We start from the raw sequence: 20,504 nt of genomic DNA, 5'->3' as shown, positions 1-20,504 counted from the left end.
TTACTTGCGTAAAGCCTTGAGCAGCTTGGCTTTGCGCAGCACATGCAGCACGCTTTTCTCCAGCTCGGCGTAATCCTTGGAGAGCGCTCCTTTTCTGACAATGAAAACGATATCCAGATTGCCGGCAATTTCCGCCTCGTGATGACGGACAATCTCCTTGACCAGCCTTCTCATCCGGTTGCGGACTACGGCATTCCCGACCTTCTTGCTGACGGATATGCCCACGCGGAATCGTTCCACTTCTCTTCTGGGGAACCAATACACCACATACTGATGATTCGCAAATGACTTCCCATGGCGGTATACGCGGCTGAAGTCGGCACGGTTTCGTAATCGTAAGCTTTTGTGCACGGGAATCTCCTATTCAAATACCGGAATTGCTCCAGGCTCCGGAATTTCATCTTCTAATTAGTATTGTCATTCAAGGGAGACCATAAACACTTACCGGGGCGGCCCTGGAGATCCCCTGCCGACAATCATAGACAGCTTGTGAAAGCTACAATCAAGTGAATTTGAATTCTTATATCTTCAAGTGGAAACGGCTTTGCCGTCCTTTTAAAGGACGGTACCGTTTCAGCGAGAAATAGAAGGATAAGTTATCGTGGGCAACATATAAATTCTTATATTTTAAAAAAAGCCCCGCAGTAGCGTTAACATCCCCTGCAGAGCCTATCATTTATTGTTGCCGCAGCAGAAGTAATGCGTGGGTTATCCGCTCGCTGAGCGTCATCCCATTCTGCGCTATATATAGAAGAGAAATAAAAACAGCTGATGCATTCTGCAAATAAAGCGTAAAAAAGGACCACAGCAGTGGTCCCAAAGTGGCCTATCTTACGCACTCAAAACTTTTCTGCCTTTCAAGCGGCGGGCTGCCAGCACTTTGCGGCCGTTTTTCGTGCTCATTCTTTTGCGGAAACCATGCACCTTTTTGCGTTTGCTCACATTTGGTCTGAATGTCGGTCTCATGTATTGCACCTCCCTTACAGGAACATAATTACTGTCATATTAAGCAGAAACGGACTAAGCCGCCCTTAAAGTAGGGACAGTATCTACAAGTATTATCAATTTAATTTGGAGACATATCCTCACAGAAAACACCTTTATATATTTAAACATATTTTTGCTCCAAAAGTCAACCATTTCTCTTTCTCCCTCTTTTTCAGGTTGCTCCCCTTCTACCCCCGTTTTTTGAGACCAGCCTGGAAGCCGGAAACTTATGCCCAGCGTGCCCGACTCTTCACTGCTCCTAACTCTAACCGCTTATCCACAAAGGAACACATCCAAAATAATAATCCACAGGCTTGTCCAGTTATCCACCTGTTATTAATTCCGGGCGGATTTTGCTCACAGGTGAGCACAACCTGTGTATAAAAAAAATGGCGCAGTCGCGGAAACTGTCGAACGGTAAACAAATTATCAACAATATGTAGTGGTGTGCCTAAAAATTATACACAAGTGATTGAATTTGTGGATAAAATAGCGTCGCTCATTGAAAAATAAGGGGCGTTTTGCTATGATGGTATTACTTTTGAATGTGAATAGATTTGTTTGTTCAATAAATTATCAACAAGCTGTGGATAAAGTTGTGAACAATTCAAATTTATCCATATTTTTTTGTCTCTTGAAGTTGCATACTGGGGATAAGATTCAGCACCAACCCATTTTCTTCGACATTTCCACTTCATGGCTGATGCCACATTTGGAAGATTTAAAGGAGTGACAGTCTGTGGACAGCCATACTTCCGAATTATGGCAGCAAATATTATCGATTATTCAAACCAAACTAAGCAAGCCGAGCTTCGATACCTGGTTCAAGGCCACCAAGGCCATGACATTCAATTCCCAGGCTCTTATCATCTCGGCGCCTACAACTTTTGCCGTAGAATGGCTGGAAAGTCGCTATACCAAACTGGTAGGAGCAACGGTTTATGAAGTTACCGGACAACAGGTGGAAGTCAAATTTGTCATTGAGGAGAACAAGCCCTCTGAGCCTGTGGTTCAGCAAAGTGCGCCTACTCCCGTTGTGTCGCGCGAAGAGGCGCAGACACATTTGCTCAATCCCAAATACACCTTCGACACGTTCGTGATCGGTTCAGGCAACCGTTTTGCGCATGCAGCCTCCCTTGCTGTAGCCGAAGCGCCGGCCAAAGCCTATAACCCTCTGTTTCTGTATGGAGGCGTTGGTCTCGGAAAAACTCACCTGATGCATGCGATCGGCCATTATGTGCTGGAGCATAACCCCAACAACAAGGTGATTTACATCTCCTCCGAGAAGTTCACGAATGAATTCATCAACTCCATCCGTGATAACCGCGGCGAAAGCTTCCGCAACAAGTACCGCAATGTTGACATTTTGCTGATTGACGACATCCAATTCCTGGCCGGCAAGGAATCCACGCAGGAGGAATTTTTCCATACGTTCAATGCTCTTCACGAAGAACGCAAGCAAATTATCATCTCAAGCGACCGGCCTCCGAAGGAAATCCCTACACTGGAAGAACGGCTGCGCTCACGGTTTGAATGGGGACTGATTACAGATATTCAGCCTCCCGATCTGGAGACGCGGATTGCCATTCTGCGCAAGAAGGCGAAGGCGGAGAACCTGGATATCCCAAACGAAGCCATGATGTACATCGCCAACCAGATCGACACGAATATCCGGGAGCTTGAAGGCGCGCTGATTCGTGTAGTGGCTTATTCTTCCCTGACGAACCAGGATGTAACGACACATCTGGCTGCTGAAGCGCTGAAGGATATCATCCCTTCGAGCCGTCCGAAGATGATCACCATTAACGATATTCAGCAAAAAGTCGGTGAATACTACAATTTGCGTATGGAGGACTTCAAAGCGCGGAAACGCACGAAGGCTGTGGCTTTTCCAAGGCAGATTGCCATGTATCTCTCCCGCGAGCTGACGGATTATTCGCTTCCTAAGATCGGCGAGGCCTTCGGAGGACGCGACCATACGACAGTTATCCATGCCCATGAGAAGATTACGCAGCAATTAAAGGTAGACCAGGAGCTCTATAAAGTGGTAAATAATCTTTCGGAGAAAATTAAAAATCCTTCCTAAGAGGAACAAAGAGCCTATACACAATCTATACACATGTGGGTAGGCTTAATTTTATGCTGTTTAGCGACTTATCCACATAAACGGAGCCCCTACTACTAATACTATTAAATAACTATAATAATTCATCTTCTAAGAGCAGGTTTCAAAGAGCATTTCCGTACACCCATTTCCCAATTTTTCAGCTAGGAGTGAAATCATGAAAATCAGCATTCTCAAAAATGAACTTAACGAATCCATCGGCCATGTCTCCAAAGCAATCTCCAGCAGAACAACAATCCCTATTCTGACCGGCATTAAATTTGAGGTTAGCCATCAGGGTGTTACGCTGACTGCAAGTGATACGGATATTTCCATTCAGTCCTTCATCCCAGCCGAGAATGACAGCCAGACAATCGTCAAGGTAGAGCAACCAGGCAGCGTAGTGCTTCCCGCCAAATTTTTCGTTGAGATTATCAAGAAGCTTCCCTCCAAAGAAATTCACATGGAAGTCAAGGAAGGCTTCCAGACCTACATCTCCTCCGGCTCTACGGAGATTCAGATTGTAGGGCTCGATCCTGAAGAATTCCCTGTTCTGCCAAGCATTGAGGAGAATGAGACCATCTCCATGCCCGGTGATTTGCTGAAGAATATGATTAAACAGACCGCCTTCTCCATCTCCACCCAAGAGACAACACCGATCCTGACAGGCATTCTGTGGAATCTGGCCGACAATGAATTCAAATTCACGGCTACCGACCGCCACCGGCTCGCAACCAGAGCTGCACACCTGGAAGGCACAGAGAATATCCAGTTCGCGAATATTGTTATTGCCGGCAAAACGCTGAATGAGCTGAGCAAAATTATCCCTGATCAGAATATGCTGGTGGATATTGTCGTCGCCGATAACCAGGTGCTGTTCAAAATCGACAAAGTGCTGTTCTATTCGCGGATTCTGGATGGCATTTATCCGGATACTTCTAGAATTATTCCAACTACCTACAAAACAGAACTAACCTTGGACACAAAAAAATTAAGCGAATCGATAGACCGCGCTTATTTGCTGTCCCGTGAGGAGAAAACGAACATCGTCCGGATGCAGACCCTGGAGAACGGCGATGTGGAAATCTCCTCCAGCTCCTCCGAGCTAGGGAAGGTTCGTGAAGAGCTGGAAGTCATCGATTTCAAAGGTGAGCCGCTGCGCATCTCCTTCAACTCCAAATATATGCTTGATGTGCTGAAGGTTGTGGAGAGCGAGCAGCTCGTGATCGCCTTCACCGGGATGATGAGTCCGATTATTCTCAGACCGCTCGATGAGAGCCGCAGCCTGTATGTAATTTTGCCATACCGGACAACTAATTAACGCCCTGTTCATGAACATGTGGATAAGTGGCCGAAAGGATCAAAAACTTGAAAAAAATAGTTATCCACAGTGGATATATTAAGCTTGACCAGTTCCTGAAGCTCTCCGATTGTGTATCCACAGGGGGGATGGCTAAGGCGCTGCTGCAGGAAGGACATGTGCAGGTGAACGGTGAGGTGGAAGAACGGCGTGGCCGGAAGCTCTACCCGGGTGATACAATCGAGGTACAGGATAACGGCGTGTTTGAAGTTGAGGGCGGCGGAGTCAAGGAGGAGTAACCCTAAGGAGGAACAGGCTCTTGTTTGTCAAAAATATCGGACTGCAGGATTACCGCAACTATGGGCTGCTGCGTCTTGAGCATCTGGGCGATGTGAATCTCATTCTCGGACAGAACGCCCAGGGCAAAACCAATCTCATGGAGGCTTTGTTTGTCCTCGCGATGACCAAAAGCCACCGGACCTCCAAGGACAAGGAGCTGATCTCCTTCGATGCTCCGGCGGGCTCCGCCCAGATTGTTGCTGAAGTAGAGCGCAAATACGGGGATCTTAAGCTGGAGCTGACCCTGTCCCCGCAGGGGAAGAAGGCCAGAATTAACGGACTCGAGCAGCGCCGGCTCAGTGAATTCGTAGGCTCGCTGAACGTGGTGATGTTTGCCCCGGAGGATTTGGAGATTGTCAAAGGTACCCCGGGCATCCGGCGCCGGTTCCTTGATATGGAGATTGGCCAGGTTCAGCCGAGCTATCTGTTTCATCTGCAGCAGTATCAGAAAATCCTTCTCCAACGGGGCAATCTGCTGAAGCAGCTATGGGGCAAGGAGGCTGGCGGCCGGGAGCTTCTGGACATCTGGGATGCCCAACTTGTAGAGCATGGTGTTAAAATCGTCAAAAAAAGGAAACAATTCATAAAGAAGCTGCAGATATGGGCAGAAAGCATCCACCGTGGCATCACAAACGGCGGAGAAGAGCTCAAACTGCTCTATGTCCCCTCGTTTGGTGAGCGTGAAGAGGAAGATGAAGCTGTCTTATTGGACAAATTTATGTTAAAGTTATCACAAACAAGAGATCAGGAAATCAGGCGCGGCATGACGCTGACGGGTCCCCATCGGGATGACCTGTCCTTTTTTATCAACGGAAGAGAAGCTCAGGTCTACGGTTCCCAAGGGCAGCAACGTACGGCAGCTTTATCGCTCAAGCTGGCGGAAATTGAACTGATCCATGAGGAGATCGGAGAATATCCTGTGCTGCTTCTTGATGATGTTTTGTCCGAACTTGATCCCTATCGTCAGACCCAGCTTATCGAAACTTTTCAGAGCAAGGTGCAGACCTTCATCACTGCCACCGGTGTTGAGGGACTGAATGCTGATAAATTAAAGGGTGCAATCCTGTATCATGTTCATGGCGGCAAAGTGGGGCTATAAAGAGCGGAGGAAGACCATGTATATTCATTTGGGCGGAGAAAAAATTATTCGATCCTCAGAGCTGATTGCTATATTTGATATATCGATTGAAAAGTCCTCCAAGGTATCGAAGCAGTTTATGACTCATTCCCAGCAGGATAAGAAGCTGGAACGCATTGGTGAAGAGGAAGCGAAGTCTATAGTCGTGACCAGGAATACTGTCTACTACTCCCCGATCTCCTCCTCCACTCTCAAAAAAAGAGCCAAGATCTTGTTAGAAATATAGGTTTCGTAAGCTACAGGAGATAATCTGAAAGAAGTAGGTGAAGGCATGTCAATGAATCAACCGACATATGATGAGAGCCAGATTCAGGTACTGGAAGGGCTGGAAGCGGTTCGGAAACGTCCCGGCATGTATATTGGCTCCACCAGCTCCAAAGGTCTGCATCATTTGGTCTGGGAGGTTGTCGATAATAGTATCGATGAGGCGCTGGCAGGTTTTTGCGACCGGATTCAAGTCAAAATTCACGAGGATAACAGCATCACTGTTGTTGACAACGGACGGGGAATTCCAGTCGGTGAGAACGTCAAGCTGAAGAAGTCCACGCTTGAGGTAGTCATGACAGTCCTGCATGCCGGTGGTAAGTTTGGCGGCGGGGGCTATAAGGTATCCGGCGGTCTGCATGGTGTCGGGATCTCTGTTGTTAACGCACTGTCTGAGAAGGTAGTGGTTACCGTCAAACGTGACGGTCATGTCTATCAGCAGGAATACAACCGCGGCGTGCCGCAATACGACATCAGAGTTATCGGAGACTCCGAAGAGACAGGGACCACGACTACTTTTCATCCGGACCCTGACATTTTTACTGAAACAACTACGTTTGAATACAATACGCTTCTTACCCGTATCCGTGAGCTGGCCTTCCTCAACAAGGGCATTGAGCTGTCCCTGCTGGATGAGCGGACCGGCGTCGACAATACGTTCAGGTATGACGGCGGTATTGTGGAATATGTGAAATACCTCAACGAGAAAAAAGAAGCGCTTCATGAGGAACCGATCTACGTGGAAGGCTCACGGGATATGATTGCGGTTGAAGTCGCCCTCCAATATAACGATTCATACACAGAGAACATCTATTCGTTCGCTAATAATATCAATACCCATGAGGGCGGAACACATGAATCCGGCTTCAAGAGCGCCTTGACGCGGATCATCAATGACTACGCGCGTAAGGCCGGCGTAATCAAGGACAGCAGCCAGAATCTGACCGGGGATGATGTCCGTGAAGGTCTGACGGCGATTATCTCCGTCAAGATTCCTGAGCCGCAGTTCGAAGGCCAGACCAAGACCAAGCTCGGCAACAGTGAAGTCCGCGGGATTGTAGAATCGCTGTTCGGAGAGAAGCTGCAGGAGTTCCTGGAAGAGAATCCTGCGGTCTCACGCAAGGTGCTGGAGAAGTCCCTGCAGGCTTCCCGTGCCCGTGAAGCAGCCCGCAAGGCCCGAGAGCTGACCCGCCGCAAGAGCGCGCTTGAAGTCAGCGCCCTGCCGGGTAAGCTGGCAGACTGCTCCTCTAAAGATGCGTCCATCAGTGAGCTGTACATCGTCGAAGGTGACTCCGCAGGCGGATCTGCCAAGCAGGGCCGGGACCGCCACTTCCAGGCCATCCTGCCGCTGCGCGGCAAGATCCTGAACGTGGAAAAGGCCCGGCTGGACCGGATCTTGTCCAATGCGGAAATCCGGGCGATTATTACCGCACTCGGAACCGGGATCAGTGATGATTTCGACCTCACGAAGGCACGTTACCACAAGGTTGTCATCATGACCGATGCGGACGTCGACGGCGCCCATATCCGAACACTGCTGCTGACCTTCTTCTACCGCTACATGCGGAAGATTGTTGACGCAGGATATATCTATATCGCTCAGCCGCCGCTCTTCAAGATCGAGCGCAACAAGGTGGTGCGCTATGCACAGACCGAGAAGGAGCGCGATGAGATCATTGCTGCCTTCGGCGAGAATGTAAAGGTTAACGTTCAGCGCTACAAGGGTCTGGGTGAGATGAATGCTGCTCAGCTATGGGACACCACGATGGACCCTGAGAGCCGCACCATGCTGCAGGTGACCATTGAGGACGCCATGCTGGCGGACAGCATTTTTGATACGCTGATGGGTGACAATGTCGAACCGCGCCGCGAATTCATTCAGGAGCATGCCCAAACGGTTAAGAACCTGGATATTTAAAGAGCACATAGCGAACCTCCGGATTATCCCTTGCGGATGAAACCGGAGGTTTTTTGTTAATACAGAGGGTATATGGCTTGCCGCTTGAATACATAGAGCTAGATCTTCGATATTCGCTTGCGGCGGCTGGTTACCGGCTTTCGGTTAGGCTTCAACCGGCCATAGGCCACAGCATAACGGTGGATTTTGCGGTAAATTGCTTTGTTTGGGAACAATTTGAAGACAATGATGGAGGGTAAGGTGTTTACTTCGAGCAGCCATAGATCGTGATGCTGGTCCATGGCAACATCAAGCCCCAGCTCCTTAAGACCCGGATAAGCCGTTTCCAGCTGAGCTCCGACCCGGACGCCCAGAGATTTGAGCTGCTGGGTCGTCGCAGACAGTTCGTCACTGGTCATATGCTCCTTGAACAGGGTATCTACCGGAAAAACACTGCCCCCGCTGTGATAATTCGTGATCACCTTCTGCGGTGCGGCGACCCGGCCAAGCATGCCTGTAGTCTCCCAACTGCCCTGGGGATTCTTTTGGGTAAGCACCCGCAGATCGAAGGGGCGCTCCTGATGCTGCAGCAGATCAATGCCCTGCTGGACCAGATAGCCGCGGTCTTTAATCCGGGGCACAAGTGCGGTATGAAGTTCTTCGGGGCTATTAAATACCTCGGCGTCCTTCGCATACCTGAGAATATACATCAGCTTTGGCTCTGCCGGTACCTCTGCTTCACTGTCCGCAGCTGTTGTCTCTGGTTCACGGCTCTCTGCCTGTTGCCCGCTGGGACTTAAGTGTACGATCCTCTGCTCGGCTCTCATTACTCCGCTGCCATAGGTGCCGCGGTCGGGCTTTATATATACCGTGCCGTGTAGATGAAGCATTTCTATCAGATCCTCCAGGCCGTATTTGCGCGTTTCCGGAATGTAGACCGAGAGCTGACGGTTTTGCAGAATGACTTTCGTTTTTGCCCATTTGCTGGACACGCGTTGAATCTTCATGTTCTGCCTCCGTTTCTTTACGCATAGCGAATTTTCAGGACAAGAAAGCAAAATAATGTTATAATATAAGGATATGAGATTATGCTTTTTTGGACGAAAACAGGGGCATGAAGCCTATCCTCTTGTCTCTACAGTCTATGTACTGAAGACACCAGCGGAGAGGGCGTATACCCTTATCCGTACTAAAAGAAAATCAATATAGACGATAACAGGCTATCATGTTTAATTGTGCTGGTTTTGTGAAAGTAATATAATATAGGGTAGCGGTTTTTAACTGAAGGAGGTCCACCAACTCATGGCTGAACAAAATAACCCGCAAATCAAAGATCGGGACATTGGCGTTGAAATGCGCGAATCCTTTATGGATTACGCAATGAGCATCATTGTAAGCCGGGCTTTGCCGGATGTGCGGGATGGACTTAAGCCTGTTCACCGACGCATTTTGTTTGCGATGTCGGAACTTGGAATGTCCTCGGATAAGCCACACAAGAAATCAGCTAGAATCGTCGGTGAGGTTATCGGTAAGTATCACCCTCACGGTGACTCGGCGGTCTATGAAACAATGGTACGTATGGCACAGGATTTCTCCATGCGCTATATGCTTGTAGACGGTCATGGTAACTTCGGTTCGATTGACGGAGACATGGCGGCTGCAATGCGTTATACAGAAGCACGGTTGTCCAAAATTGCCGGGGAAATGCTCCGTGACCTGAACAAGGAGACCGTTGACTTTGCGCCCAACTATGACGGTGAAGAGAACGAGCCTGTAGTCCTGCCGGCACGTTACCCCAATTTGCTGGTCAATGGTGTAGGCGGGATTGCGGTGGGGATGGCAACCAATATTCCTCCGCATAATCTCGGTGAGGTCATTGACGGTGTGCAGGCGATGATCAAGAATCCTGATATTACGCCTATGGAGCTTATGGAATATATTCAAGGCCCGGATTTCCCGACGGCCGGATATATTCTGGGCCGTGAAGGCATCCGTCAGGCTTACCGTACTGGACGCGGATCGGTTACTATGCGTGCCAAAGCGGTTATTGAAGAGAATAACGGCAAGGCCCGGATTATTGTGCATGAGCTTCCTTATCAGGTCAACAAGGCCCGGCTCGTGGAGAAGATTGCGGAACTGGTGCGTGAGAAGCGCATCGAGGGCATTACGGATCTGCGTGATGAGTCTGACCGTAACGGAATGCGCGTAGTGGTTGAAATGAGACGGGATGTGAATCCGAGCGTTGTACTTAACAATCTCTACAAGCATACTTCCATGCAGTCCACCTTCGGGATCAACATGCTGGCTATTGTCAACAATGAACCGAAGATTCTGAATCTGCGCGATGTACTGTATCACTATCTGCAGCATCAGATCGAAGTCATCCGCCGCCGGACAATCTTCGACCTTAAGAAGGCGGAAGCACGGGCGCATATTCTGGAAGGGCTGCGTATTGCCCTGGATCATCTGGATGAAGTCATTGCCCTGATCCGTGCCTCACGCACAACCGACATTGCCCGGGAAGGTCTGATGGAGACCTTCAGTCTAAGCGTAGAGCAGGCCCAAGCGATTCTCGATATGCGGATGCAGCGCCTGACCGGTCTGGAACGCGAGAAGATCGAGAACGAATATAACGAGCTGTTGGCCAAAATTGCTGAATACCGTGAGATTCTGGCCAATGAGCATCTCGTGCTGGATATTATCAGCAATGAGCTGCAGGAGATCCGGGATAAGTACTCCGATGACCGCCGTACAGAAATTACCGTTGGGGAAGAAAGCATCCTCGACGAGGATCTGATTCCGCGTGAAGAGGTTGTTATCACGATTACCCACACCGGCTACATCAAACGTCTTCCGGTCAACACCTACCGCAGCCAGAAGCGCGGCGGACGCGGTGTCATCGGGATGGACACCAAGGACCAGGACTTTGTGGAGCATCTCTTCGTGAGTAACTCCCATAACTACCTGATGTTCTTCACTGATAAGGGTAAGGTGTACCGGATTAAGGCTTATGAGATTCCGGAGCTTGGGCGGACTGCCCGGGGAACGCCGATCATCAACCTGATTCAAATCGAGCAGGGCGAGAAGATCAGCGCGGTCATCCAGGTGGAGGAAGCGGACAGTGACAAGTATCTGTTCTTCGCTACCCGTGAGGGAATTGTGAAGAAGACGCCTCTGGAGGATTACAACAACATCCGTAAGGGTGGTCTGATTGCAATCAATCTCCGTGAGGAGGATTCACTGATTGAGGTGAAGCTGACGGATGGCGAGCAGAATCTGATTATCGGTACTGCACGTGGAATGTCGATTACCTTCTCGGAGAACGATGTGCGTTCCATGGGCCGAAGCGCTACCGGGGTTAAGGGGATCACGCTTGATTCCAATGACCATGTTATTGGTATGGATTGTGTAGACCAGGAGCTTGAGGTGCTGATCGTAACCACCAAGGGCTATGGTAAGCGGACACCTGCTGCTGACTACCGGTCCCAGACCCGCGGCGGTAAAGGTATCAAGACCATTAATCTTACGGATAAGAACGGACCGGTTGTCGGGCTGAAGGTTGTCAAGCAGGACGAGGACCTGATGATTATTACGACCAGTGGTACCCTGATCCGTACCAGTATGGACGGAATATCCACTATGGGCCGTTATGCGCAGGGTGTTAAGCTGATTAACATCCGTGAGGATGATGCTGTAGCTACACTGTGCAGAGCGGACAAAGAGGATGAAGAGCTGTCTGAGCATGAGGACGGCGAGGACATTCAAGGAGCTCCGGTAGAAGGCGAAGGCGATATTGAAGCCAGCCAGCCTGAAGCGGATGTCTTGAACGAAGAAGACAACCTCGAATAAGGATTGCAGGAGAGCATGGATTTCTGATTGTATAGAAATCCGTGCTCTTTTTTATACCCTATCAAGAGATGAACGGGGAATTCTCTATCTAGCCGCTTCCCGGGTTCCATACTATAATTAGAGAATTACAGGTGTCACCGACATAAAGGGGCTTAGGCTAATGCCAAACATATCCGTTGGAGAAATTAAAGCGGGTTCAAAGATTATAAAGGATGTAATTACTCCTTTAGGAGGAGTATTATTTGGGAAGGGTAAGATCATTCTCCCCCGGGATATTGAGATTTTACAGGCTTTTTTAATTGGACAGGTTGAGATTGAAGGGGCGCAAGGGGAAGACAAACCGGCAGAGAGCGCTAAACCGGCAGTGAAGCAGCAAGCGGCCAAGGCAGGTGCTCTGATTAATGAATCGGTGCTGGCCAAGAGTAATTCTCCGCTTCACGATGAGTATGAGAAAATGCTGGTGCTTATCAAGCAAAGCTACCGTGCAGCGGCCGCTGCGGCTCTTCCGATCTTTGAACTGCGGAGTCAGCTCGAGCTGCTGATTACCCATTTGAAGGATTACCATGTCTTAAAGTTTGCGCCGCGTGTGCTATTTGACCAGGAATATAACTATCATAATGCTGTTTTGTCTGCCCTAACCTCCTATCGTATTGCCCAGTGGTGCGGGTATCCGCAGAAGGACTGGATGCAGGCTGCTTTTGCCGGCTTGCTGCACGATATAGGTAACATTAAGGTAGATGAAGCGCTGCTGCTGAAGCCAACCCCTCTAAGCAGCGCAGAGATTGACGAGGTACGCAGGCACACTACATACGGTTATCAGTTGCTGCGCAATGTGACAGCCATTAACGAAGGGGTTAGACTCGCCGCCTTGCAGCACCATGAGAAGATAGACGGTTCAGGGTATCCGCTTAGGCTGGACGGCAGCCAGATTCATTTCTACGCCAAGATTGTGGCAGTCGCCGATATCTTCCATGCCATGACGCTGGGAAAAGCCTACAGAAAGGCACAGTCGCCTTATCTCGTATTGGAGCAGCTGCAAAAGGAGAGCTTTGGGAAGCTTGATCCGGTAATCGTACAGACCTTCATTCAAAAGACAACAGACCTGTATAACGGTACACGGATACGGCTCAGCGACGGACGTCACGGGGAAATCATCTTTACCGACCGTAACAACCCGACGAGGCCCATGGTTCAAGTTGAAGGAAACATCGTTAATCTGATCAATGAACGGGAGCTGCACATTCAGGAGATTATTGCTTAAGTACGCGGACAGCGGAGTAGAGCTATGCTAACTTGTTTGCCTGGCTATGGCTGGTTAGGGAAGGCGTAGCTTTAGTTAATGATTTTGAAATAATGCTTGCAATGAATTCTTATCCGTGATATATTCTATTTCTGGCCGCGAAACATCAACGCCGGGCTCGAAAAGAAGTTAAAAAAAGAGCTTGCATTGATCGGCTGAATGTGATATATTATAAGAGTTGCTGGTGACGCGGTAATCGTCGCTGACAACGAGCTTGATCTTTGAAAACTGAACAACGAGTGAGTATCTGGAGATCACTTCGGTGAGATCCAAAATTAGAGAATGTAACAATTCTCGTCAGATGTTTCAAAATGAGCAATCGCTCTTTCTAAATACCAATTTGGAGAGTTTGATCCTGGCTCAGGACGAACGCTGGCGGCGTGCCTAATACATGCAAGTCGAGCGGAGTCTGAGAGGAAGCTTGCTTCCTTTCAGACTTAGCGGCGGACGGGTGAGTAACACGTAGGCAACCTGCCCTCAAGGCTGGGATAACTACCGGAAACGGTAGCTAATACCGGATAATTTCTTTCTTCTCCTGAGGAGAGAATGAAAGGCGGAGCAATCTGCTGCTTGGGGATGGGCCTGCGGCGCATTAGCTAGTTGGTGGGGTAACGGCCCACCAAGGCGACGATGCGTAGCCGACCTGAGAGGGTGAACGGCCACACTGGGACTGAGACACGGCCCAGACTCCTACGGGAGGCAGCAGTAGGGAATCTTCCGCAATGGGCGCAAGCCTGACGGAGCAACGCCGCGTGAGTGATGAAGGTTTTCGGATCGTAAAGCTCTGTTGCCAGGGAAGAACGTCCGGTAGAGTAACTGCTGCCGGAGTGACGGTACCTGAGAAGAAAGCCCCGGCTAACTACGTGCCAGCAGCCGCGGTAATACGTAGGGGGCAAGCGTTGTCCGGAATTATTGGGCGTAAAGCGCGCGCAGGCGGTTATTTAAGTCTGGTGTTTAAACCTTGGGCTCAACCTGAGGTCGCACTGGAAACTGGGTGACTTGAGTACAGAAGAGGAAAGTGGAATTCCACGTGTAGCGGTGAAATGCGTAGATATGTGGAGGAACACCAGTGGCGAAGGCGACTTTCTGGGCTGTAACTGACGCTGAGGCGCGAAAGCGTGGGGAGCAAACAGGATTAGATACCCTGGTAGTCCACGCCGTAAACGATGAGTGCTAGGTGTTAGGGGTTTCGATACCCTTGGTGCCGAAGTTAACACAGTAAGCACTCCGCCTGGGGAGTACGGTCGCAAGACTGAAACTCAAAGGAATTGACGGGGACCCGCACAAGCAGTGGAGTATGTGGTTTAATTCGAAGCAACGCGAAGAACCTTACCAGGTCTTGACATCCAACTAACGAAGCAGAGATGCATCAGGTGCCCTTCGGGGAAAGTTGAGACAGGTGGTGCATGGTTGTCGTCAGCTCGTGTCGTGAGATGTTGGGTTAAGTCCCGCAACGAGCGCAACCCTTGACTTTAGTTGCCAGCAGGTTGAGCTGGGCACTCTAGAGTGACTGCCGGTGACAAACCGGAGGAAGGTGGGGATGACGTCAAATCATCATGCCCCTTATGACCTGGGCTACACACGTACTACAATGGCCGGTACAACGGGAAGCGAAGCCGCGAGGTGGAGCCAATCCCAGCAAAGCCGGTCTCAGTTCGGATTGCAGGCTGCAACTCGCCTGCATGAAGTCGGAATTGCTAGTAATCGCGGATCAGCATGCCGCGGTGAATACGTTCCCGGGTCTTGTACACACCGCCCGTCACACCACGAGAGTTTACAACACCCGAAGTCGGTGGGGTAACCCGCAAGGGAGCCAGCCGCCGAAGGTGGGGTAGATGATTGGGGTGAAGTCGTAACAAGGTAGCCGTATCGGAAGGTGCGGCTGGATCACCTCCTTTCTATGGAGAATCGTCTTCTGCAATGAAGACATTCAAATCTTAAATCTAGCCGGTCGGCTAGTTACTCACTCGTTGGTCAGTTTTGAGAGCTCAAACTCTCACGCAAGAAACTTGATCCTTGAAAACTGGATACCGAAACGAATTTGCGTTTTAGAACATTCCTTTAAGCTGAACTTGTGTAAACAAGTTTTGAAGTTTTTAGCGATACTGAGCGATGGTTTTGGATTATGAGGGACTTTTGGCTTTGAATATTCTAGCAGGCGGAGTGATCCGGTTGCGCTATTCAAAACAAGATGAGCGAATAAGCCAATACCGGAGCGATTTGGTTAAGCTACTAAGAGCACACGGAGGATGCCTAGGCGCCAGGAGCCGACGAAGGACGTGGCGAACAACGAAACTGCCTCGGGGAGCTGTAAGCAAGCTTTGATCCGGGGGTGTCCGAATGGGGAAACCCAGCTGTGGTAATTCGCAGTTACTCGTATCTGAATACATAGGATACGCAGAGGCAGACCAGGGGAACTGAAACATCTAAGTACCCTGAGGAAGAGAAAACAATAGTGATTCCGTCAGTAGCGGCGAGCGAACGCGGAACAGCCTAAACCAAGGGGCTTGCCCCTTGGGGTTGTGGGACGTCTCACATGGAGTTACAAAGGAATACGGTAGGCGAAGAGGTCTGGAAAGGCCCGCGATAGAGGTAAAAGCCCTGTAGCCGAAATGGTATTCTCTCCGAGACGGATCCCGAGTAGTGCGGGGCACGTGAAACCCCGTATGAATCCAGCAGGACCATCTGCTAAGGCTAAATACTACCTGGCGACCGATAGTGAAACAGTACCGTGAGGGAAAGGTGAAAAGCACCCCGGAAGGGGAGTGAAATAGAACCTGAAACCGTGTGCTTACAAAAAGTCAGAGTCCTCTTTATGGATGATGGCGTGCCTTTTGTAGAATGAACCGGCGAGTTACGTTTAACATGCAAGGTTAAGGTGAGAAGCCGGAGCCGCAGCGAAAGCGAGTCTGAATAGGGCGACTAAGTATGTGGACGTAGACCCGAAACCGTGTGATCTACCCCTGTCCAGGGTGAAGGTGCGGTAACACGCACTGGAGGCCCGAACCCACGCATGTTGAAAAATGCGGGGATGAGGTGGGGGTAGCGGAGAAATTCCAATCGAACTCGGAGATAGCTGGTTCTCCCCGAAATAGCTTTAGGGCTAGCCTCGGTGAATGGAGTGGTGGAGGTAGAGCACTGATTGGGTGCGGGGCCCGCAAGGGTTACCAAGCTCAGTCAAACTCCGAATGCCATTACCTTCTTGCCGGGAGTCAGACAGTGAGTGCTAAGATCCATTGTCAAAAGGGAAACAGCCCAGACCATCAGCTAAGGTCCCCAAGTGTGTGTTAAGTGGGAAAGGATGTGGAGTTGCACAGACAACCAGGATGTTGGCTTAGAAGCAGCCACCATTGAAAGAGTGCGTAATAGCTCACTGGTCGAGTGACTCTGCGCCGAAAATGTAACGGGGCTAAACACACCACCGAAGCTATGGCTAGATGCTTTGCATCTGGGGTAGGGGAGCGTTGTATGTGGGTTGAAGGTGTACCGTAAGGAGCGCTGGACAGCATACAAGTGAGAATGCCGGTATGAGTAACGAAAAGATCAGTGAGAATCTGATCCGCCGAAAGCCCAAGGTTTCCTGAGGAAGGCTCGTCCGCTCAGGGTAAGTCGGGACCTAAGGCGAGGCCGACAGGCGTAGTCGAAGGACAACAGTTTGAAATTACTGTACCACCGTAATCCGCTATGAGCGATGGGGTGACGCAGGAGGGTAGTGACGCGGACTGATGGATGTCCGTCTAAGCAGTGAGGCTGGTGTGTAGGCAAATCCGCACACCGTAAGGCTGGGCTGTGATGGGGAGCGAAAATTACAGTAGCGAAGGTCATGATCTCACACTGCCAAGAAAAGCCTCTAGCCAGGAGAAGGTGCCCGTACCGCAAACCGACACAGGTAGGCGAGAAGAGAATTCTAAGGCGCGCGGAAGAACTCTCGTTAAGGAACTCGGCAAAATGACCCCGTAACTTCGGGAGAAGGGGTGCCTCGGTAGGGTGAATAGCCCGAGGGGGCCGCAGTGAAAAGGCCCAAGCGACTGTTTAGCAAAAACACAGGTCTGTGCGAAGCCGTAAGGCGAAGTATACGGGCTGACGCCTGCCCGGTGCTGGAAGGTTAAGGGGAGCGGTTAGGAGCAATCCGAAGCTGTGAACCGAAGCCCCAGTAAACGGCGGCCGTAACTATAACGGTCCTAAGGTAGCGAAATTCCTTGTCAGGTAAATTCTGACCCGCACGAATGGCGTAACGACTTGGGCGCTGTCTCAACGAGAGATCCGGTGAAATTTTAATACCTGTGAAGATGCAGGTTACCCGCGACAAGACGGAAAGACCCCATGGAGCTTTACTGCAGCTTGATATTGAATTTGGGTACGATCTGTACAGGATAGGTGGGAGCCGTTGAAGCAGGAGCGCAAGCTTCTGTGGAGGCGCCGTTGGGATACCACCCTGATCGTATCTAGGTTCTAACCTGGTACCGTAACCCGGTACGGGGACCGTGTCAGGCGGGCAGTTTGACTGGGGCGGTCGCCTCCTAAAGAGTAACGGAGGCGTTCAAAGGTTCCCTCAGAATGGTTGGAAATCATTCGCAGAGTGCAAAGGCATAAGGGAGCTTGACTGCGAGACCTACAAGTCGAGCAGGGACGAAAGTCGGACTTAGTGATCCGGTGGTACCGCATGGAAGGGCCATCGCTCAACGGATAAAAGCTACCCTGGGGATAACAGGCTTATCTCCCCCAAGAGTCCACATCGACGGGGAGGTTTGGCACCTCGATGTCGGCTCATCGCATCCTGGGGCTGAAGTAGGTCCCAAGGGTTGGGCTGTTCGCCCATTAAAGCGGTACGCGAGCTGGGTTCAGAACGTCGTGAGACAGTTCGGTCCCTATCTGTCGTGGGCGCAGGAAATTTGAGAGGAGCTGTCCTTAGTACGAGAGGACCGGGATGGACGTACCGCTGGTGCATCAGTTGTTCCGCCAGGAGCATGGCTGAGTAGCTACGTACGGACGGGATAAGCGCTGAAAGCATCTAAGCGTGAAGCCCCCCTCAAGATGAGATTTCCCAACATGTAAGACCCCTTGAAGACGACGAGGTAGATAGGTTGGAGGTGGAAGTGCAGCAATGCATGGAGCTGACCAATACTAATCGGTCGAGGGCTTATCCAAAAAACTACCCCAAAAAGTGAAGATGACGCTGACGAAGCGGATTCCGAGTACTTTCCGGGGGCCCCGTAAGAAGGGCGAGCGCAGATTCGTTTCGGATTCAGTTTTCAGGAATCAAATTCCTGAACGATTTTAAGCTGCATGTCCTTTCTAAGGATTGATATTTTGCGGGAGTGATCTCACAGATGTCCACGCAGCGCAAAAATCATGTTTGGTGGCGATAGCGGAGGGGTTCCACACGTACCCATCCCGAACACGACCGTTAAGCCCTCCAGCGCCGATGGTACTTGGACCGAAGGGTCCTGGGAGAGTAGGACGTTGCCAAGCACTTAAGAGCCATTGTCGATAATTCGACAATGGTTTTTTTGTATGCCCGCATATTTAGAAAGGCGGGAAGAGATAAGAGATTTTAGTATAAAAACGCTTACAAACGAGTGACATTTTTGTTACCGACGAGGCGATGGTTCCAAGTATAATGGAAAAGTGCAATAAATAAGCAAAAACCTTAATACGAATGAACTACGTATAAATTCTATCTTGGAGTTTTCTTGCGTCTTTAGATGCATGGTAGAGGTAAGGAGGATTTAAGGTATGAAGAGAACTCAACCTTTGTGGATATTAGTTATTCTTTGTATAGTCGGAGCAATGCTGGCGGGTTGCAGCACGAAGGAGCCGGCATGGGAGACTTTTAACGGTGCACTTAATGAGGAGGAATTTCCCGTTCCCAAAGAGGCAAGCTCACCCGATAGAACAACTACAAACGTAGCCATGGACTATGTACGGTACTCCCTGCCGGGGTTGAAGGAGAAGAATGGCGTCCCGGAGCCTTATCTTGCAGCCATTAAGGCGTGGGGCTGGGAAGAGCAGGAACAGAAAGCAGACGATTCCGGGAGCTCCCGTGTTTTTCAGAAAGAAGGACTTATTGTACACCTGACCGTGTATGATGACTATTTCATCGTGATGATTCCGAAGGAAAAGAAGGTCACCACCAAAGGCTTGAAGAACAGATAAACAATCGCCGTCCGGTTATGGATGGCGATTGTTTTGCGTGCCTGCTGGCCGCTTAAATATAGCGCTATGTATATCTGGTTGGATTACTGGGCGTAATAGGAGGCGTCTGCCGCACCCAACTTGAGCATCCCGTCTTTGGCTACACTTCTTAACCGCAGCAGCGCATACAGACGGGGGAGCAGCAGCCACAGGTGGCATACCGCCAGCGAAGCCGTGAAGGCGGGCGGAGCCCAGACGATGAAGAGTGCGGCTATACAGAGACCGATCCAGAGATTATGCAGCTGTACGGTGCGGAAGATGCCGTAGTTGATATATTGATCAGGCATGTAACCGGGCCAGGGCAGGCGCAGGGACAACCTCCAGCGTTTGGCGATAGGGTGTCCGCTAATCAGCAGTACGGAGCGTGAGATGACATACTGAATCCACAGCATGACAGGTCCGGCTATAATCATGAACAGGATACTCAGCCAGGAGAGAAAGACACTTTCGAGCACAAGGCATATAAAGGGCAGGGTGATATAGACCCGCAGCAGAAAGGCTGTAATAGTAATTTTTTTGATAAGCTTGTATTGATAGAATGTAGCGGCACCTTTGGTGTTTGGTTCCATACCTGGAATTCGGACCTCCTCGCAAGTTCTCTTGTTATTATTATCGGCCTGCTACTGCGTTTTATTAAACAACGGGCTTAGATTCACCGAATGGGTAGCAGGCGAATATATATATTTCAGGCTATGAAGGATTAGGAAAAAACTATGAAAAGGTTTAAAATGATAGAAGGTGTACCATACTGTTCTTAAAAGAGTCAAGGTGGGATGAAAATGGAACAGCAAACCGGGCAGGCCTGCATTATCTGCGGGCAGGAAAAGGAAGAAGGCATTGTGATTGTCTCACATTTCATCTGTGAGGATTGTGAGAGTGAGATGGTGCGTACAGAGGCTGAGGATGTGAAATACAACTTTTTCATTAGCCGGATGAAGAAGATCAACCTGCGTATGCATGCTTAATGCGCGAATTGCAGTACCTGTAAAAAGCAACATATAAAGAGCGGGCGGTGAATCTGTGTCGCGTTGGCTGCAAATACAAAGTTCCTCTTAACGGCTTCTCCGCCCTGACCGGGTGAGGGGAGCCGTTTTATTGCTTGTGCGTCCCTTTGCGGAAGTGATAGGCGTT

Annotated in this window: 14 protein-coding genes and 3 rRNA genes; 13 read left to right on the top strand and 4 right to left on the bottom strand. The window is 50.0% G+C overall.

Annotated elements, in window-relative coordinates; all coding sequences use genetic code 11:
- Both rnpA and rpmH read right to left on the bottom strand, forming a co-directional pair.
- Positions 1-351: a ribonuclease P protein component gene (gene rnpA, locus MKX63_RS04345; RefSeq protein ID WP_036699878.1), complete on the bottom strand. Its 351-nt coding sequence runs from the start codon at positions 349-351 to the stop codon at positions 1-3.
- A gap of 480 nt (positions 352-831) precedes the next feature.
- Positions 832-966, bottom strand: coding sequence for a 50S ribosomal protein L34 (rpmH, locus tag MKX63_RS04340; RefSeq protein ID WP_039295761.1), 135 nt, complete (start codon positions 964-966; stop codon positions 832-834).
- A gap of 760 nt (positions 967-1,726) precedes the next feature.
- Here rpmH and dnaA point away from each other — a divergent pair.
- From dnaA to gyrB, 6 genes are all read left to right on the top strand, one after another.
- Complete coding sequence (dnaA, locus tag MKX63_RS04335; RefSeq protein ID WP_036699882.1) at positions 1,727-3,073, top strand: chromosomal replication initiator protein DnaA; 1,347 nt, start codon at positions 1,727-1,729, stop codon at positions 3,071-3,073.
- A 196-nt stretch (positions 3,074-3,269) separates the two neighbouring features.
- A complete protein-coding gene (gene dnaN, locus MKX63_RS04330; protein WP_036728067.1) occupies positions 3,270-4,412 on the top strand; it encodes a DNA polymerase III subunit beta in 1,143 nt (380 codons plus the stop codon).
- 47 nt (positions 4,413-4,459) lie between these two features.
- Positions 4,460-4,690, top strand: coding sequence for a S4 domain-containing protein YaaA (gene yaaA, locus MKX63_RS04325; protein ID WP_036699885.1), 231 nt, complete (start codon positions 4,460-4,462; stop codon positions 4,688-4,690).
- A 20-nt stretch (positions 4,691-4,710) separates the two neighbouring features.
- Entirely contained in the window at positions 4,711-5,829 is a 1,119-nt protein-coding gene (gene recF, locus MKX63_RS04320; RefSeq protein WP_036728069.1) for a DNA replication/repair protein RecF, read from the top strand.
- Between the two features lie 16 nt (positions 5,830-5,845).
- Entirely contained in the window at positions 5,846-6,094 is a 249-nt protein-coding gene (gene remB / locus MKX63_RS04315) for an extracellular matrix regulator RemB (RefSeq protein ID WP_036728071.1), read from the top strand.
- Between the two features lie 45 nt (positions 6,095-6,139).
- Positions 6,140-8,050, top strand: coding sequence for a DNA topoisomerase (ATP-hydrolyzing) subunit B (gene gyrB / locus MKX63_RS04310; protein WP_341015494.1), 1,911 nt, complete (start codon positions 6,140-6,142; stop codon positions 8,048-8,050).
- Positions 8,051-8,148: 98 nt separating this feature from the next.
- Here gyrB and MKX63_RS04305 read toward each other — a convergent pair whose 3' ends face one another.
- Complete coding sequence (locus MKX63_RS04305; RefSeq protein WP_341015492.1) at positions 8,149-9,036, bottom strand: YheC/YheD family protein; 888 nt, start codon at positions 9,034-9,036, stop codon at positions 8,149-8,151.
- 295 nt (positions 9,037-9,331) lie between these two features.
- Between MKX63_RS04305 and gyrA the strand changes: the two genes are divergently transcribed.
- The 6 genes from gyrA to MKX63_RS04275 all read left to right on the top strand — a co-directional run bounded on the left by gyrA (position 9,332) and on the right by MKX63_RS04275 (position 19,334).
- A complete protein-coding gene (gene gyrA / locus MKX63_RS04300; protein ID WP_341015491.1) occupies positions 9,332-11,878 on the top strand; it encodes a DNA gyrase subunit A in 2,547 nt (848 codons plus the stop codon).
- Between the two features lie 160 nt (positions 11,879-12,038).
- The gene (locus MKX63_RS04295) at positions 12,039-13,139 is read left to right on the top strand and encodes an HD-GYP domain-containing protein (protein WP_341015490.1); all 1,101 of its coding nucleotides are present in this window, start codon (positions 12,039-12,041) and stop codon (positions 13,137-13,139) included.
- Positions 13,140-13,515: 376 nt separating this feature from the next.
- Positions 13,516-15,076 (top strand): 16S ribosomal RNA (locus MKX63_RS04290).
- A gap of 324 nt (positions 15,077-15,400) precedes the next feature.
- Positions 15,401-18,326, top strand: a 23S ribosomal RNA gene (locus MKX63_RS04285).
- Positions 18,327-18,533: 207 nt separating this feature from the next.
- A 5S ribosomal RNA gene (gene rrf, locus MKX63_RS04280) occupies positions 18,534-18,650 on the top strand.
- The 16S, 23S and 5S rRNA genes sit together here, the layout of an rRNA operon.
- 264 nt (positions 18,651-18,914) lie before the next feature.
- A complete protein-coding gene (locus MKX63_RS04275) occupies positions 18,915-19,334 on the top strand; it encodes a hypothetical protein (protein ID WP_341015489.1) in 420 nt (139 codons plus the stop codon).
- Between the two features lie 83 nt (positions 19,335-19,417).
- Here the strand turns inward: MKX63_RS04275 and MKX63_RS04270 are convergent, their stop codons facing one another.
- Complete coding sequence (locus MKX63_RS04270; RefSeq protein ID WP_341015488.1) at positions 19,418-19,942, bottom strand: hypothetical protein; 525 nt, start codon at positions 19,940-19,942, stop codon at positions 19,418-19,420.
- A gap of 210 nt (positions 19,943-20,152) precedes the next feature.
- On the opposite strand from MKX63_RS04270, the gene MKX63_RS04265 reads away from it, so the two are divergent.
- Complete coding sequence (locus tag MKX63_RS04265) at positions 20,153-20,338, top strand: sigma factor G inhibitor Gin (protein ID WP_036696352.1); 186 nt, start codon at positions 20,153-20,155, stop codon at positions 20,336-20,338.
- Positions 20,339-20,504 lie beyond the last annotated feature (166 nt).

This window comes from Paenibacillus sp. FSL R7-0179, assembly GCF_038002265.1.
Lineage (GTDB): Bacteria > Bacillota > Bacilli > Paenibacillales > Paenibacillaceae > Paenibacillus_AQ.
This window is presented reverse-complemented; position numbering and strand designations above follow the sequence as displayed.

What these genes read in the sequence shown, in the direction of transcription:
- rpmH (WP_039295761.1), bottom strand. Translation starts at nt 966, where the DNA reads ATGAGACCGACATTCAGACCAAATGTGAGCAAACGCAAAAAGGTGCAT.
- dnaN (WP_036728067.1), top strand. Translation starts at nt 3,270, where the DNA reads ATGAAAATCAGCATTCTCAAAAATGAACTTAACGAATCCATCGGCCAT.
- remB (WP_036728071.1), top strand. Translation starts at nt 5,846, where the DNA reads ATGTATATTCATTTGGGCGGAGAAAAAATTATTCGATCCTCAGAGCTG.
- gyrB (WP_341015494.1), top strand. Translation starts at nt 6,140, where the DNA reads ATGTCAATGAATCAACCGACATATGATGAGAGCCAGATTCAGGTACTG.
- MKX63_RS04305 (WP_341015492.1), bottom strand. Translation starts at nt 9,036, where the DNA reads ATGAAGATTCAACGCGTGTCCAGCAAATGGGCAAAAACGAAAGTCATT.
- gyrA (WP_341015491.1), top strand. Translation starts at nt 9,332, where the DNA reads ATGGCTGAACAAAATAACCCGCAAATCAAAGATCGGGACATTGGCGTT.
- MKX63_RS04295 (WP_341015490.1), top strand. Translation starts at nt 12,039, where the DNA reads ATGCCAAACATATCCGTTGGAGAAATTAAAGCGGGTTCAAAGATTATA.
- MKX63_RS04275 (WP_341015489.1), top strand. Translation starts at nt 18,915, where the DNA reads ATGAAGAGAACTCAACCTTTGTGGATATTAGTTATTCTTTGTATAGTC.
- MKX63_RS04270 (WP_341015488.1), bottom strand. Translation starts at nt 19,942, where the DNA reads ATGGAACCAAACACCAAAGGTGCCGCTACATTCTATCAATACAAGCTT.
- MKX63_RS04265 (WP_036696352.1), top strand. Translation starts at nt 20,153, where the DNA reads ATGGAACAGCAAACCGGGCAGGCCTGCATTATCTGCGGGCAGGAAAAG.